The organism is Streptomyces sp. BBFR2, assembly GCF_044497305.1.
GTDB lineage: Bacteria > Actinomycetota > Actinomycetes > Streptomycetales > Streptomycetaceae > Streptomyces.
Genome location: NZ_CP172415.1, coordinates 5,302,380 through 5,316,284, shown reverse-complemented (window position 1 = coordinate 5,316,284; position 13,905 = coordinate 5,302,380). Strand labels below are relative to the sequence as shown.

Annotated in this window: 14 protein-coding genes and 1 riboswitch; of the genes, 6 read left to right on the top strand and 8 right to left on the bottom strand. The window is 75.0% G+C overall.

Annotated elements, in window-relative coordinates; genetic code table 11:
* Positions 1 to 257: 257 nt before the first annotated feature.
* From ACGH2B_RS21630 to ACGH2B_RS21620, 3 genes are all read right to left on the bottom strand, one after another.
* The gene (locus ACGH2B_RS21630; protein ID WP_399092297.1) at positions 258 to 674 is read right to left on the bottom strand and encodes a DUF3040 domain-containing protein; all 417 of its coding nucleotides are present in this window, start codon (positions 672 to 674) and stop codon (positions 258 to 260) included.
* Positions 675 to 930: 256 nt separating this feature from the next.
* On the bottom strand, positions 931 to 1,686 hold the full coding sequence (locus tag ACGH2B_RS21625) for a methyltransferase (protein WP_399092294.1): 756 nt from the start codon (positions 1,684 to 1,686) through the stop codon (positions 931 to 933).
* A gap of 385 nt (positions 1,687 to 2,071) precedes the next feature.
* Entirely contained in the window at positions 2,072 to 2,557 is a 486-nt protein-coding gene (locus ACGH2B_RS21620; protein ID WP_399092291.1) for an SAV_6107 family HEPN domain-containing protein, read from the bottom strand.
* Positions 2,558 to 3,104: 547 nt separating this feature from the next.
* Between ACGH2B_RS21620 and ACGH2B_RS21615 the strand changes: the two genes are divergently transcribed.
* From ACGH2B_RS21615 to ACGH2B_RS21605, 3 genes are all read left to right on the top strand, one after another.
* Entirely contained in the window at positions 3,105 to 3,719 is a 615-nt protein-coding gene (locus ACGH2B_RS21615) for a TetR/AcrR family transcriptional regulator (protein ID WP_399092288.1), read from the top strand.
* A 437-nt stretch (positions 3,720 to 4,156) separates the two neighbouring features.
* The gene (locus ACGH2B_RS21610; protein ID WP_399092285.1) at positions 4,157 to 4,777 is read left to right on the top strand and encodes a DUF4126 domain-containing protein; all 621 of its coding nucleotides are present in this window, start codon (positions 4,157 to 4,159) and stop codon (positions 4,775 to 4,777) included.
* A gap of 58 nt (positions 4,778 to 4,835) precedes the next feature.
* Positions 4,836 to 6,338 carry a phytoene desaturase family protein gene (locus tag ACGH2B_RS21605; protein WP_399092282.1) on the top strand — a complete coding sequence of 501 codons (1,503 nt, stop codon included), beginning with the start codon at positions 4,836 to 4,838 and terminating at the stop codon, positions 6,336 to 6,338.
* A 243-nt stretch (positions 6,339 to 6,581) separates the two neighbouring features.
* Here the strand turns inward: ACGH2B_RS21605 and ACGH2B_RS21600 are convergent, their stop codons facing one another.
* From ACGH2B_RS21600 to ACGH2B_RS21580, 5 genes are all read right to left on the bottom strand, one after another.
* On the bottom strand, positions 6,582 to 7,688 hold the full coding sequence (locus ACGH2B_RS21600) for a hypothetical protein (protein WP_399092279.1): 1,107 nt from the start codon (positions 7,686 to 7,688) through the stop codon (positions 6,582 to 6,584).
* A 35-nt stretch (positions 7,689 to 7,723) separates the two neighbouring features.
* A complete protein-coding gene (metF, locus tag ACGH2B_RS21595; RefSeq protein WP_399092276.1) occupies positions 7,724 to 8,641 on the bottom strand; it encodes a methylenetetrahydrofolate reductase [NAD(P)H] in 918 nt (305 codons plus the stop codon).
* Between the two features lie 134 nt (positions 8,642 to 8,775).
* On the bottom strand, positions 8,776 to 9,441 hold the full coding sequence (gene thiE / locus ACGH2B_RS21590) for a thiamine phosphate synthase (RefSeq protein WP_399092273.1): 666 nt from the start codon (positions 9,439 to 9,441) through the stop codon (positions 8,776 to 8,778).
* A gap of 115 nt (positions 9,442 to 9,556) precedes the next feature.
* On the bottom strand, positions 9,557 to 9,922 hold the full coding sequence (locus ACGH2B_RS21585) for an Rv2175c family DNA-binding protein (RefSeq protein WP_399092270.1): 366 nt from the start codon (positions 9,920 to 9,922) through the stop codon (positions 9,557 to 9,559).
* A gap of 132 nt (positions 9,923 to 10,054) precedes the next feature.
* On the bottom strand, positions 10,055 to 11,296 hold the full coding sequence (locus tag ACGH2B_RS21580; protein ID WP_399092267.1) for an NAD(P)/FAD-dependent oxidoreductase: 1,242 nt from the start codon (positions 11,294 to 11,296) through the stop codon (positions 10,055 to 10,057).
* A gap of 145 nt (positions 11,297 to 11,441) precedes the next feature.
* Positions 11,442 to 11,554, top strand: a riboswitch (TPP riboswitch).
* Here ACGH2B_RS21580 and thiO point away from each other — a divergent pair.
* From thiO to ACGH2B_RS21565, 3 genes are all read left to right on the top strand, one after another.
* Complete coding sequence (gene thiO, locus ACGH2B_RS21575; RefSeq protein WP_399092264.1) at positions 11,552 to 12,784, top strand: glycine oxidase ThiO; 1,233 nt, start codon at positions 11,552 to 11,554, stop codon at positions 12,782 to 12,784. Its footprint overlaps the riboswitch before it by 3 nt.
* Positions 12,781 to 13,026, top strand: a complete 246-nt coding sequence (thiS, locus tag ACGH2B_RS21570; RefSeq protein ID WP_399092261.1) for a sulfur carrier protein ThiS — start codon at positions 12,781 to 12,783, stop codon at positions 13,024 to 13,026. Before thiO ends, thiS begins: the two co-directional genes overlap by 4 nt.
* 3 nt (positions 13,027 to 13,029) lie before the next feature.
* The gene (locus ACGH2B_RS21565; protein WP_399092258.1) at positions 13,030 to 13,824 is read left to right on the top strand and encodes a thiazole synthase; all 795 of its coding nucleotides are present in this window, start codon (positions 13,030 to 13,032) and stop codon (positions 13,822 to 13,824) included.
* Positions 13,825 to 13,905 lie beyond the last annotated feature (81 nt).

Sequence of the window (13,905 nt, the reverse complement as noted above, 5' to 3'; positions counted from 1 at the left end):
AGCAACACGGCGCACTCGTCCCATGACGCACTTCGACGGGGCCACCCAGATACGGACGGCCCCGTCGAAGAAACGGGATTCACGAGGTCACGAGACCCACGAAGTCATGAGACCCACGAGACGCTCAGCGCACCGGCGACGCAACGAATCGCCGACGGACGGCCACAGGGTTCCGGGAGCCACCCGAGCCCCAGTGCCCCAGGCCAATCGGCGCGGACATGCGGCTCGCGGAGCGCCGGATGCGGGAGAACGCGGGCTCAGTGGCCCTGTTCGTCGCGGCGGCGCTGCCAGCGGTCCTCGATACGGTTCATCACCGAGCGGCGGCCGCCGGACTGGCGTCGCGCGGGCGCTCCGCCCGCCCTGCCGCGCTTACCGGCGGCGCCGGGGCGCTGCTCGCCGGGCTTGGGGGCCTTGCGCCACCCGGTCACGGCGAGGACGGCACAGCCGAGCATCACCAGGAAGCCGACGACGCTGATCCAGATCTGCTGGGCGACCATGCCGGCCATGAGCAGGCCGATACCGACCAGGAAGCCGACGACCGCTTGGTAGACCCGTCGCCGGGTGTACGTACGCAGCCCGCTTCCCTCAAGCGCTGTCGCGAACTTGGGATCTTCGGCGTACAGCGCTCGCTCCATTTGCTCGAGCATGCGCTGCTCGTGCTCCGAGAGCGGCACGGAGTCCTCCTACTCGTCGGTCGCGGGGGCGACCGGGTGCGGCCCTTTCAGGATAGGCAGGGATTCGCCCCGGTGAAACCCGCCCCTCTGCGCCAGTCCACTGTCCTGGCCGCCAGGGCGGCCGGTGGTGATGCTGCCTGCATTCCCCACCCGCCTATCCGTCATGCCGGAACGTCGTCCCTCGATCATACGGGGAGAAGGGGCTGATCGGGTGGGCTGTGGCCGACCGCACCCGGCGGCCGGCCACCGGCGGTGATCAGCCGCGCTCGGCCAGGACGTGCAGTTGGGTGGCGACGGAGTGGAACGCGGGCTCTTCGGCGGCGGCCGCCTCCAGCTTCAGCAGCGCCTCCATCGCGCCGGGCTCGGTGTCGACGAGGACGCCGGGCACGAGGTCGGAGAAGACCCGTACGCCGTGCACCGCGCCGACCTGGAGCCCGGCGCCGGTGACCAGACCGGAGAGCTGGTCGGCGGTGAACCGGCGGGGCACCGGGTCTCCTTCGCCCCAGCGGCCGGACGGGTCGGTGAGGGCCTGCTGGGCCTCGGAGAAGTGCCCGGCGAGAGCGCGGGCGAGCACGGCGCCGCCGAGCCCGGCCGCGAGGAGGCTGAGGGTGCCGGATTCCCGCAGCGCGGCGACGACGTTGCGGACGCCCTCGGCCGGTTCGTCGACGTACTCCAGGACGCCGTGGCACAGGACGGCGTCGAAGCCGCCGCGCTCGACGACGTCGAAGAGGCCGTGGGCATCGCCCTGGACGGCCCGTACCCGGTCGGCGACGCCCGCCTCGGCGGCGCGGCGCTCCAGGGCGAAGAGGGCGTTGGGGCTCGGGTCGACGACGGTGACGCGGTGGCCGAGACGGGCGACCGGCACGGCGAAGTTGCCGGTGCCACCCCCGGTGTCGAGGACGTCGAGGACATCGCGCCCGGCGGCCCCGGCCCGGCGCTCCAGGGCGTCCCTGAGAACCTCCCAGACCACGGCGGTACGGAGGGATGCGCGCGGGCGCAGCGGGTCAGACACGGCGGGTGGCTCCTCGGAGGGGCAGAACAACTAGGCGCCCACCACCCTATTGCGTCCCGCGCCCTCCGCGACCTGCGGCGCCACCTGCGTCTTCCGGCGCCCCGCACGGGAAGGGCACAGCCCGGCGACGGTCGCCGGGCGCCTACGGGTGCCCGGCATGCCGCCCGCGCCCGCCCGCAGGGGTGCGAAGCGCGGGGCGGTGCCCGGTGACCCGAGCAGGGACGGGCCCTCGGCCCGCCCCGGAAGCGGTGGGCCGAGGAGAGGGCCCCCTCCCCAGATGCTGATAACGCCCAGCTCGGGGCGACTCCTGCCCTGGCTGGGCGGCTCCCCCGGCAAAGGCTCAGCCCCGGGGGAGCCGCCCCGCCCGCCTGCGGCATCCCTCCCGTCATCCCGCGCGCTGGGGCGGGAGGGACGGCTGGAGCAGGAGCATGCGCTCGACCAGGCGGAGGAAGTGGGCGGTGGCGCGGAGGAGATCGTCGGCGTCGCGGGGGCCGGCCGCGCCCGGTATGCCTGCTTCGGCGCGTGCCCGGCGGTCGGCTCCGGCGGCGAAGAGGGCGCTCCATTCGGTCAGCTCGGGGGCGACCTCCGGCAGCACCTCCCAGACGCTGCGGATGCGCCGGCGGCGGCGCGGGGTGGCCTCGGGCCGGCCCCGTACCGCCAGCACGGCGGCGGCGGTGCGCAGCGCGGCGAGGTGGGCCGTCGCGAAGCGTTCGTTCGGGGAGGGGAGGGTTTCGGCTTCGGTGAGGCCCTGCTGGGCCTGGGTGAGCAGGGTGAGGGCGGCGGGTGGCGCTGCCGAACGCCGCAGAACGGGGTGGACATCGCTCGGGGGACCGTACGCAGCGGAGCTGCCCATTGCGGGACGAGCTGCCATGACGAACCTCCAGTCGTCGCAAACCGGTTCGGAACCGTTGCCCCCATCCTGCGGCACACCACTGACAATCGGCCCTGAGCTGGGCTTTCGTAGAATTCTGAAGGCGTACGGGCCCGATCGAGCGGCCCCGTCCGCGCCCGGCGCGGCCACCCAGGCCGACCGCCCCGAACCGGTCACCGCCGCCCGCCGCGTCCCCACCCGTAACGCCAACGCCCGCCCGGCGCGGGCCTCGCGGAACGGCCCCGGACCACGCACCACCACGCGCACCCCCGGGGCCGTCACCGGCCGGCACACCGCCCGGGGCCGCCACCCCCGCTCCTCAACACCCCCTCGCACAAAGGGCGATGCCTTCACTGCCTCGATTCGCCGGGGGCGGTCGGCCGTTACCGGTGCGCCAGGGGCGGCGGCGCTGCCGGTGTCCACCGCGGGAACGCCACCTGCCGGCCGCGCCGACCGCCCGCGGCGGGCAGGTGGCATGGACGGAAGCGCTGCGCCCGGGGCTGTGCCCGTGAGCGGGCGGGCGCCGCGGACCGGCACAATCACCTGCATGGACAGCTCCCACTCACGCCGCGACGCCACCCGGCGCAAACTCTTCGACGCCGCGGTCACCCTCATCGCCGAACAGGGCTTCTCCTCCACCACGGTGGACGAGATCGCCGAGCGGGCGGGGGTCGCGAAGGGCACGGTCTACTACAACTTCGCGAGCAAGAACGTTCTCTTCGAGGAACTGCTGCGGCACGGCATCGAACTGCTGGCGACCTCCCTCCAGGAGGCGGCCGAGAAGGTGACCGGCCGCGGTGGCAGCCGCATCGACGCCCTGGACGCGATGATCCGCGCCGGTCTGGACTTCATCTCCCGCTACCCGTCGCTCACCCAGCTCTACGTGGCCGAACTGTGGCGCACCAACCGCGCCTGGCAGTCCACCTTGATGGTGGTGCGCGAGCGGGCCGTGGCCGTGGTGGAGGGAGTCCTGCGCGAGGCCGTCGCCGAGGGTGAGCTGAGCGAGGAGATCGACGTGCCGCTGACCGCGTCGGCGCTGTTCGGGATGGTGCTGGTGGCGGCGCTGGACTGGCAGTCGTACCAGCCGGACCGCTCCCTCGACGAGGTGCACGCGGCGCTGTCCCGGCTGCTCCAGGGGCGGGTGAGCGGCCACCCGAGCTGAGTCACGGGCCGAACGGGCCACTGTCCGGAGAGCGTCGGGGCGCCGCCCGGACGCGCGGTCCGGGTCCGCTCCTAGGGTGCGCCGCCGTTCCCCGGGGGCGCCGGGGCCGCGTCGCCGTCCCCGGGACGGAAACGGAAAGCGCGCTGCCCTGGCACGGATCGTTCCCCCACCGATCCGACCAGGACAGCGCTTCCCCCGTATCCCCCGTGCTTCCCCCGTGTTTTCCCCCGTCACGTCCGGGATGCCGCGCCGCTCCGCCGCCCCGTGCCGGCGGTGCGGCGCCGCGTCCCTTCGGTGCACCCCACTCTGTCGTTCCGGCGGGGTCCGGCCCATCCGCGTACCTACTCATCTCGCCGTCTGAGTACGCGTACTCACCCCTGAGCACCCCGTCCCCGGGCGTGCGCACCCCGTTCCCGGGCTGTTCTACGATCTCCGGCATGTCCGTACTCCCGTTGGTGTTCACCAGTGGCTGGGCGAGCGGGATCAACGCCTACGCCGTCGTGCTGCTCCTCGGCCTGCTCGGCGCCGCCGGCGTCACCGACGAGGTGCCGGACGCGTTGCAGCGCCCGGATGTGCTGATCGCCGCCGCGGTGCTCTTCCTGTGCGAGGCCGTCGCCGACAAGGTCCCGTACGTGGACTCCGTCTGGGACGCCGTGCACACGGTGGTACGGCCCGTCGCGGGCGGTGTGGTGGCGGCGCTGCTGGCCGGGCACGACGGCTCGCTGCCGCAACTGGCGGCGGGCGCCGTCGGCGGCACCACGGCGCTGCTGAGCCACCTCGTCAAGGCGGGGGCGCGGATCGCGGTCAACACCTCGCCGGAGCCGGCGAGCAACATCGCGGTGAGTCTCGTCGAGGACCTCGGGGTCGCGGGGCTCGTCGCGTTCGCGGTGTTCCACCCGGTCGTGGCCGCGGTCATCGCCGCCACGCTGCTGGTCGCCGGTCTGGCGCTGGTGCTCCTGCTCTGGTCGCGGATCCGCCGCTCTCTGCGGCGACGGCGTGAGCGCCGCGAGGAGAAGCGGCTGCGGGCCGCCGCGGAGGCGGACCCCGTCCCGCGCTGAGGCCGACCGCCGGGCCGTGGTGCGGGTGTTGTCAGTGGGTGCGGATACAGTCGCGGACATGGCACGGATTGCGGTGATCGGGGCGGGCGCGGGCGCGATGGCGGCCGCCGCGCGGCTGGCCGTCGCGGGCCACCGGGTGGTGGTGTGCGAGCGGGAGGCGACGTACGGCGGGGCGCTGGGGCGCTTCGTACGGGAGGGTTTCGGGTTCGACACCGGGCCCGCGCTGCTGCACCTCCCGGCGGTCTACCGCGATCTCTTCGTCAAGACCGGCCGGGAGCCGCTGGAGAGCGTGCTGACGCTCACCCAGGTCGATCCCGCGAGCCGTCATGTCTTCCCGGACGGCACGGCGGTGGCGTTGCCGAACGCCTCGCGCGGCGGTGTCCTCGCGGCGCTGGACGGCGCGTTGGGCGCGGGCACCGGGGAGCGCTGGAGCGACTTCCTGGGCCGCGCCCGCGACGCCTGGGACGCCACCCGCAGACCGCTCCTGGAGGAGCCGCTGTGGTCGGAGTGGCAGGTGCTGGGGCGCGATCCGTATCCGGCGGTGCGCCGCCGTGGCCTGTTCGGCCGGGGCAAGGGTCCGACGACCGCGACGCTCGCGGAGATCGCCCGCCGGGAGCTGTCCGACCCGCGGCTGATCGCCCTGCTGGAGAGCCACGCCCTGGCGTACGGTTTCGATCCGCGCGCCGTCCCGGCGAGCGCGGCGGTGCTGCCGTACATGGAGCAGACCTTCGGGACGTGGTACCCGGCCGGTGGCATGCGGGCGCTGACCGACGCGCTGCACGCGCGGTGCGTGGCGCGCGGTGTGGAGTTCCGCTTCGGGGCGCCGGTCGAGCGGATCGTGGTGACGGACGGCCGGGCGGCGGGGGTCGTCACCGCCGACGGCGAGGTGACGGAGGCGGAGCACGTGATCGCCGGGGTCGCCCCCGAGGCGCTGGCGGGGCTGGTGCCCGGCGGTGCGCCGTGGGAGCCGGAGGACGCCCCGGCCGGTCCGCAGCCGGGCCCGGCGCCCGCCCGGATGACGGTGGCGCTGGCGCTGCGCGGTGCCCGGCCGGACGGCGCCGCGCACCGCACGGTGGTGCACACCGATGACCGCGCGGCGGAGCTGGCCGCGGTGTTCGGCGGGGACGGCACCCCGGCGGCGCGACCGACGGTGACGGTGCTGCGGCCCGACGACCCGGCCACCCGGCCCGACGACGCCCATGAGGCGGTGACGCTGACGGCGACGGTGGCGGCGCCCGGGCCCGGCGGTCTCACCGCGGACGCGGCCGAGGCACTGGCCACGCGGATGACGGAGTACGCCGAGGCCGCGGTGCCGGGTCTGCGGGAGCGGCTGCTGTGGCGTGAGGTGCTGCCGCCGTCCGGGGAGGCGCTGCTGTCCGGACCCGCGCTGGCCGGTGGCGGGGGCCGGTTCCTGCGCCCCGCCAACACCACCCGGATACCCGGGCTCCACGCCGTCGGCGGCTGGTCCCACCCGGGCGGCGGGGTGGCGCACGCCGGGATGTCCGGAGCGATCGTCGCCGGACTGATCGTCAACGGCGAGGACTGGCGCGGGTCGTCCTGACCTTGGGTCGCACCCGTTGACAGGCAGGCCCGGTGGGCGACTTCGCGGGCGCCTCGCAGGACCGCCCGGCCCGCGACACCACGGCGACGGGACCGGCAGCGGCAGCGGCTGACGGTGAACCGCTCCGGTCGGCACCGTCGTACGCGGCTCGGCGGGGGCGGTCACCGCGAACGCCCGGTCGCACGCTCCGGGTCTACGTCCCTAGTCCGTATCCCTGGTACCGGCGCGGTAAGTGACGCCCCGTCAGTACCGGTACTGCTGTCCCTCGTGGTCGTACTGCGGTGCCTGGGGGTGGGGCGGCTCGGCGGGCGGGCGGACGCCGTCGCGCTGCTGCGGCACCCAGACCCCGCCGGGCGGGGTGTCGCCGTAGTCCTGGAGCGAGGTGCCGTACCCCGCCCCGTAGGGCTGCTGGGCGTACGGGTCGACCGGTGCGTACGGGTCGTGCGGCGGGTACGGCTGGGCGCCGGGGTAGGGCCCGGCCGCCGGGGCACCCGGATCGGTGCCGTACGGGGCGTAGGAGCCGTAGGGATCGGCGTACGCGTCCTGGGTGCCGGGGGCGTAACCGCCGCCGTGGCCGTAGGGGTCGTGGTCCGTCGGCTGCCCGCCGAAGGCGGTGGCGTAGGCGTCGGAGCCGTGCGGTACGGAGCGGGCGTCGGGGCTGTAGATGCCGTACTGCCCGGTCTCGTCGGGGAGCGGCTGCGGGGCGTAGACGGCGGCCGCCTCCTGGCCGTGGCCCTCGAAGGCGGGGGCGCTGCCGTGGCCGTCGAAGGCGGGGCCCGTGCCGTGGCCCTCGAAGGCGGGGCCGCCGGTGGTCCAGGCGCCGGCCAGGTCCGGCTGTCCCGTGGCGTCGTGACCGCCGGTGGTCCAGGCGTTGTCCTGGCCCGGCTGCCCGGTGGGGCCGTAGCCGTCGTGGGACGGGTGGCCGTCCGGTGTGCCGTGGGGCGGGGCGGCGTCGTACGGGCCGGGGGCGGCGCCGTCCGCGGGCTCCGGGCCGTCCCCGGCGGGGGGCGGGGTGGTCTCCTCGACGTCGGAGACGTGCAGGGCGGGGCGGCGGGCGCCGGACTTCGCCCGGCGGCGGCGGTTGTTCTCCCGCGGTGCGCCGCGCAGCGACCAGCCGGTGGTGAAGCCGCGGCGGAAGGAGAGCGTGACGTAGGTCTGGCCGGTGGCGAACGCGATGGCGCCGAGCGCGATGACGAGGACCGACGGGAGCAGAACGCCCGCCACCACACCGAGGAATCCGACGAAGGCCAGCAACCGCCACCGGAGCCGGGCCTTGTGCTGGAGGAGGACCTCGCCCAGCAGCCACAGCGCGACGCATCCGAATGCGATGTAGAGGACCGCCCAGCCCATGTACGCCCCTCTTCCGCCGCGCTGCGGCACCGTGATCAGGACTGCTGGTGCAGCCCCAGATTCTCGTAGATTTCCAGGGTCGCCGTGGAGTGGTTCAGGGTGATGAAGTGCAACCCGGGCACGTCCTCGGCCCTCAAGCGCGCGCAGAGTTCCGTCGCGTACTCGATGCCAATGGAGCGTACAGCGGACGGGTCGTCCTTGACCGCCAGGATGCGGTCCGCGAGCTCGGGCGGGAACGCGGCGTTGCTCAGTTGCGCGAAACGCTCGATCTGCCGGACGTTCGTGACGGGCATGATCTCGGGGATGATCGGCGTCGTGCAGCCCGCGGCGGCGACGCGGTCGCGGAGCCGGAGGTAGTCCTCGGCGTAGAAGAACATCTGGGTGATGGCGAAGTCGGCGCCCGCGCGGCACTTGTCGACGAAGTGCGCGACGTCGGTGTCCCAGTCCGTGGAGCGCGGGTGCATCTCGGGGAAGGCGGCGACGCCGACGCAGAAGTCGCCGGACTCCTTGATCAGGCGGACCAGTTCGGCGGCGTAGGTGATGCCCTTCGGATGGCTGACCCAGTCGCCCATGGGGTCGCCGGGCGGGTCGCCGCGGAGCGCGAGCATGTTGCGGATGCCCGCGTCGGCGTACTGGCCGATGATGTTGCGCAGTTCGGCCACGGAGTGGTTGACGGCGGTGAGGTGGGCGACCGGGGTGAGGGTGGTGTCGGTGGCGATGCGCTCGGTGGCGCGGACGGTGCCCTCACGGGAGGTGCCGCCCGCTCCGTAGGTCACGGAGACGAAGGTCGGGGCGACGGCTTCGATGCGGCGGATGGCGTTCCACAGCGTCCGCTCGCCCTTCTCGGTCTTCGGGGCGGCGAACTCGAACGAGTACGACTGTTTGCCGGAAGCGAGCAGCTCACGGACGGTATGTGCGCGATCAGTCCTGGTGGAAGCGGTACCTAGGGCCATACGGGAAGGTTATCCACCCATGGGACGGTCACCAACCGGCTCCGGTGTAATGCCGGAATAGGCACACTTCCTGTCCACTGGGTGGACAGGAAGGCGCGGGCGGGCCGCCCGCACGCGGACCGGTCTCCGCCGGGTCAGGCGTCCCGCTCGCGTATCCGGCGGGCGAGCGCGGCGGCCGCGGCGGCGGGGTCGTCCGCCTCGGTGAGGGCGCGGACGACGACGATCCGGCGGGCGCCGGCGTCGAGGACCGCGTCGAGGTTGCCCGCGTCGATACCGCCGATGGCGAACCAGGGGCGCGCGGGGGCCTGCGCGGCGGTGTACCGGACGAGGCCGAGGCCCGGGGCGTGGCGGCCCGGCTTGGTGGGCGTGGGCCAGCACGGTCCGGTGCAGAAGTAGTCCACGCCCGGCTCGGTGAGGGCGGCGTCGGCCTCCGCCTCGGCGTGCGTGGAGCGGCCTATGAGGACGTCCGGGCCGAGCAGCGCGCGGGCGGCGGGGACCGGGAGGTCGCCCTGGCCGAGGTGGAGCACATCGGCGCCGGCGGCGTGGGCGACGTCGGCGCGGTCGTTGACGGCGAGGAGGGTGCCGTGGCGGCGGCAGGCGTCGGCGACGGTCTCCAGATGGCGCAGTTCCTCGGCCGCCTCCATGCCCTTGTCACGCAGTTGGACGATGTCCACCCCGGAGGAGAGCACCGCGTCCAGGAACTGCGGCAGGTCGCCCTGGCGGGTGCGGGCGTCGGTGCAGAGGTAGAGCCGGGCGTCGGCGAGGGCCGCGGCGCGGGCGGCGTGGGTCCGGGTCGTCATCGGGTGCTCCCCCAAGGCGGTGGCGTACGGCCGGGTGTCCGGCGCGTACGCCACCTCGTAGCGGTTTACGGATGCTGATGGGCGCGGGCGGGCCGGGTGCGGCCCGCCCGGGGCGTCACATGGCGAGCGCCTGCGCCCGGCGCTTCACCTCCGTGCCGCGGTTCTCGCGCAGGGCCTGCGCGGGGGTGCCGGGCAGGGACTCATCCGGGGTGAAGAGCCACTCCAGCATCTCCTCGTCGGCGAAGCCGTCGTCGCGCAGGAGCGTCAGGGTGCCGACGAGGCCCTTGACGACCTTGCCGTCCTGGATGAAATCGGCCGGCACGTGCAGTGCCCTGTTCTCGCCGCGGCGCACGGCGATCAGCTGGCCCTCCTTGACCAACTGCCGTACGCGCGTCACCTGGACGCCGAACGCTTCGGCGATGTCGGGGAGGGTGAGCCAGGCGGGGACGAGTCCATCGATGTTTGCGTCAATCTCGGTCACAGGACAAGCGTGCCACCTCGCACTGACAGTCGGTAGCCGGGCATCGCCGCGCGAGGCCCGCGTGGCGTGCCGGAGCACCGGCGTACGGCCTTCGCGCGGGCGCCGGTCCGGCCGCCGTACGCCCCGTCCGGCTCAGCGCACCGCGGATTTGAGCGGGACGGACGCGTCGGCCGCGCGCAGCCGGTCCAGGGTGGCGCCGCGCTCGATGAGGCGGCGGCCCTGGGCCAGGTCGCGGGGCCTGCCGACCGCCAGCAGCGCCACCAGGACGCCGTCGCGCAGCCAGATGACCGACCAGGCGGCGCCGTCCGGGTCGCCGCGCCACACCAGTTCGTCGGCGCCGCCGTGGTCGCCCGCGTACTGGACGAAGCGGCCGAACTGCTCCGACCAGAAGTAGGGCACCGGGTCGTAGACGGTGGCCTCTGCAGGGTCGCCGGTGATGTTCCGCGCGACGGTGCGGGGGCCTTGGAGGGCGTTGTCCCAGTGGTGGATCAGGAGGCGGCGGCCGTAGCGGGCGGAGGGGAAGGAGGCGCAGTCGCCGACGGCGTGGACGTCGGGGGCGGAGGTGCGCAGCCGGTCGTCGGCGAGGACCGAGCCGTCCTCGGGCGAGAGCGCGATGCCGGAGCCGGCCAGCCAGCCGGTGACGGGGCGGGCGCCGATGCCGACGAGGACGGCGTCGGCGGGCAGGGCGGTGCCGTCGTCCAGGACGACGCCGCGCTGCTCGACGGAGGCGACGCGCGCCCCGGTGCGCAGGTCGGCCCCGGCCGCGCCGTACCAGGGCGTCATGTGGGCGGCGACCTCGGCGGGCAGCGCCCCGGCCAGCGGGCGGTCGGCGGCCTCGACGACGGTGACGGCGCAGCCCGCCTCCCGGGCGGCGGTGGCGAACTCGGCGCCGATCCAGCCCGCGCCGACCACGACGACGTCGCTCCGTGCGGCCAGGACGGGGCGCAGCCGGCGCGCGTCGTCCAGGGTGCGCAGCAGGTGCACACCGGGGTGGCCCTCGGTGCCGGGCAGCTTCAGGGGTGCGGACCCGGTGGCGAGGACGGCGTGGTCGTAGCGGACGGGGCCGCGCACGGTGTCCAGCAGGTGTTCGGCGGGGCGGATGCCGGTCACCGGGTGGTCCAGTTCCAGGTCGATGCCGAGGGAGCGGAAGTCGACGTCGAAGGCGGCGCCGTCGGCCTTGCCCAGCAGGACCGCCTTGGACAGCGGCGGCCGGTCGTAGGGCGGGTGCGGTTCGTCGCCGAAGAGGGTGATCGCACCGTGCCAGCCGTTCTCGCGCAGCGCGACGGCGGTCTGCACGCCCGCCATACCGGCGCCGGCGATCACCACGCGCGGCGTGTGGTCAGGGGCCTGGGGGGACTTGCTCTGCTCGCTCACCCGGTCACTCTAGGGCGGCGCGGGAGGCCGTCCGCAGCACCGCGCGAGGAGATCTCTGACACAGCGTCACGGCCCGTCCGCCACGCCCCGGGGCGGGCGGGCACTCCCTTACGGGTCCTCGGGGGCGGGTACTAGGGTGAGGCGGACACGCACTCGCGGGAGCCCGGACGCACCGGGCTGAGAGGGAGGCTGACCGGCCTCCGACCGTACGAACCTGATCCGGGTCATGCCGGCGAAGGGAGGGGCTGGACGCCCATGCCGCCATCCGTCACACCTCAGAGCCCGCAGCATCCACCGCCGCACCCCGATGTCCTGGTGATCGGCGGTGGCCTCATGGGGCTGGTCACCGCCTGGCGGGCCGCGCGGCGCGGTCTGCGGACCGCGCTGGCCGATCCGGAGCCGGGCGGCGGCGCGGGCCGGGTCGCCGCCGGGATGCTCGCCGCCGTCACCGAACTGCACTACGGCGAGGAGACGCTGCTCGGCCTCAACCTCGCGTCCGCCCGCCGCTACCCGGACTTCGTGGCGGAGCTGGAGGAGGCGAGCGGCCTGGACGCGGGCTACCGCGCCTGCGGCACCCTGGCCGTGGCGCTGGACGCCGACGACCGCGCCCACCTGCGCGAACTCCACGCACTCCAGGTGCGGTGCGGGCTGGAGTCCCACTGGCTGCCGGGGCGTGAGTGCCGGCGCCTGGAGCCGATGCTCGCGCCCGGCGTGCGCGGGGGCCTGCGGGTCGACGGCGACCACCAGACCGATCCGCGGCGGCTGACCGCCGCGCTGCTGGTGGCCTGCGAACGGGCCGGGGTGGTCTTCCACCGCACCCGCGCCGCCCGGCTGACGGTCACCGCGGGCCGCGCCACCGGCGCCGAGCTGGCCGACGGCACCCAGGTGTCGGCCGGCAGCACCGTGCTGGCCGCGGGCAGCCTCAGCGGGCGGCTGGCGGGCGTGCCGGACGAGGTGCGGCCGCCGGTGCGCCCGGTGAAGGGCCAGGTGCTGCGGCTGCGGATGCCGCGCATGCCCCTGGGGAGCGCCCCGTTCCTGTCCCGCACCGTACGGGCCGTGGTGCGCGGCGGGCCGCTCTACCTGGTGCCGCGGGAGAACGGTGAGCTGGTCGTCGGCGCCACCACGGAGGAGCTGGGCTGGGACACCACCGTCACCGCGGGCGGCGTCTACGAGCTGCTGCGGGACGCGCACGAGCTGGTGCCGGGCCTGACGGAGCTGCCGCTGGTGGAGACGTGCGCGGGGCTGCGGCCCGCCTCGCCGGACAACGCGCCGCTGCTCGGCCCCACGGCGCTGCCCGGGCTGCTGCTGGCCACCGGGCACTTCCGCAACGGCGTGCTGCTGACGCCGATCACCGGTGACGCGCTGGCCGAGGCGCTCACCACGGGGCGGCTGCCCGAGGAGGCCCGCCCCTTCTCCCCCGACCGCTTCGCCCCGGGGGCCGGTGCGCCGGCCGCCCCGGGACGCGTCCTCCAGGAGCAGCAGGCATGACCACACCGACCCCATCCGCCCGATCCGCCTCGTCCGCACCGGTCACGGTCACCGTCAACGGCGCCCCCCGGGAGATCCCCGGCGGGCTGACCCTGGACCGTCTGGTGGCGACGCTGTCCACCGCCCCGTCCGGGGTCGCGGCGGCGGTCAACGAGACCGTCGTCCCGCGCTCCCGGTGGACGGACACCCTGCTCGGCGCCGGTGACCGCGTCGAGGTGCTGACCGCGGTCCAGGGAGGCTGACCGGTGGCCGACGATCTCTTCACCCTGGGGGGTACGGAGTTCACCTCCCGCCTGATCATGGGCACCGGGGGCGCGCCCAGCCTGGACGTCCTGGAGCGGGCGCTGCTCGCCTCGGGGACGCAGCTCACGACGGTCGCCATGCGGCGCCTGGACCCGACCGTCCAGGGTTCGGTCCTCTCCGTCCTCGCCCGGCACGGGATCCAGGTGCTGCCGAACACCGCGGGCTGTTTCACGGCCGGCGAGGCGGTGCTCACCGCCCGGCTCGCCCGGGAGGCGCTGGGCACCGACTGGGTCAAGCTGGAGGTGGTCGCCGACGAGCGGACGCTGCTGCCCGACCCGGTGGAACTGCTGGACGCGGCGGAGACCCTGGTGGACGACGGTTTCACGGTGCTGCCGTACACCAGCGACGATCCGGTGCTGGCCCGGAAGCTGGAGGACGCCGGCTGCGCCGCGATCATGCCGCTGGGCTCGCCGATCGGCTCCGGTCTGGGCATCCGCAACCCGCACAACTTCCAGCTCATCACCGAGCGCGCCGGGGTCCCGGTGATCCTCGACGCGGGCGCCGGGACCGCCTCGGACGCCGCGCTCGCCATGGAGCTGGGGTGCGCCGCGGTGATGCTGGCGTCGGCGGTGACCCGCGCCCAGGAGCCGGAGCTGATGGCGCGGTCGATGCGGTACGCCGTCGACGCGGGGCGGCTGGCGTTCCGCGCCGGGCGCATCCCGCGCCGCCATTTCGCGCTGGCGTCCTCACCGCGGGACGGCCGCGCGGAGCTGGACCCGGAGCGCCCGGCGTTCTGACCTCCGGGGCGGCGGGGCGTGCCGCGCCGCCCCGGAGCCGGTTCCGGTCACCGTTCGGCTTCAGTGCACCCGGGCGGGCGG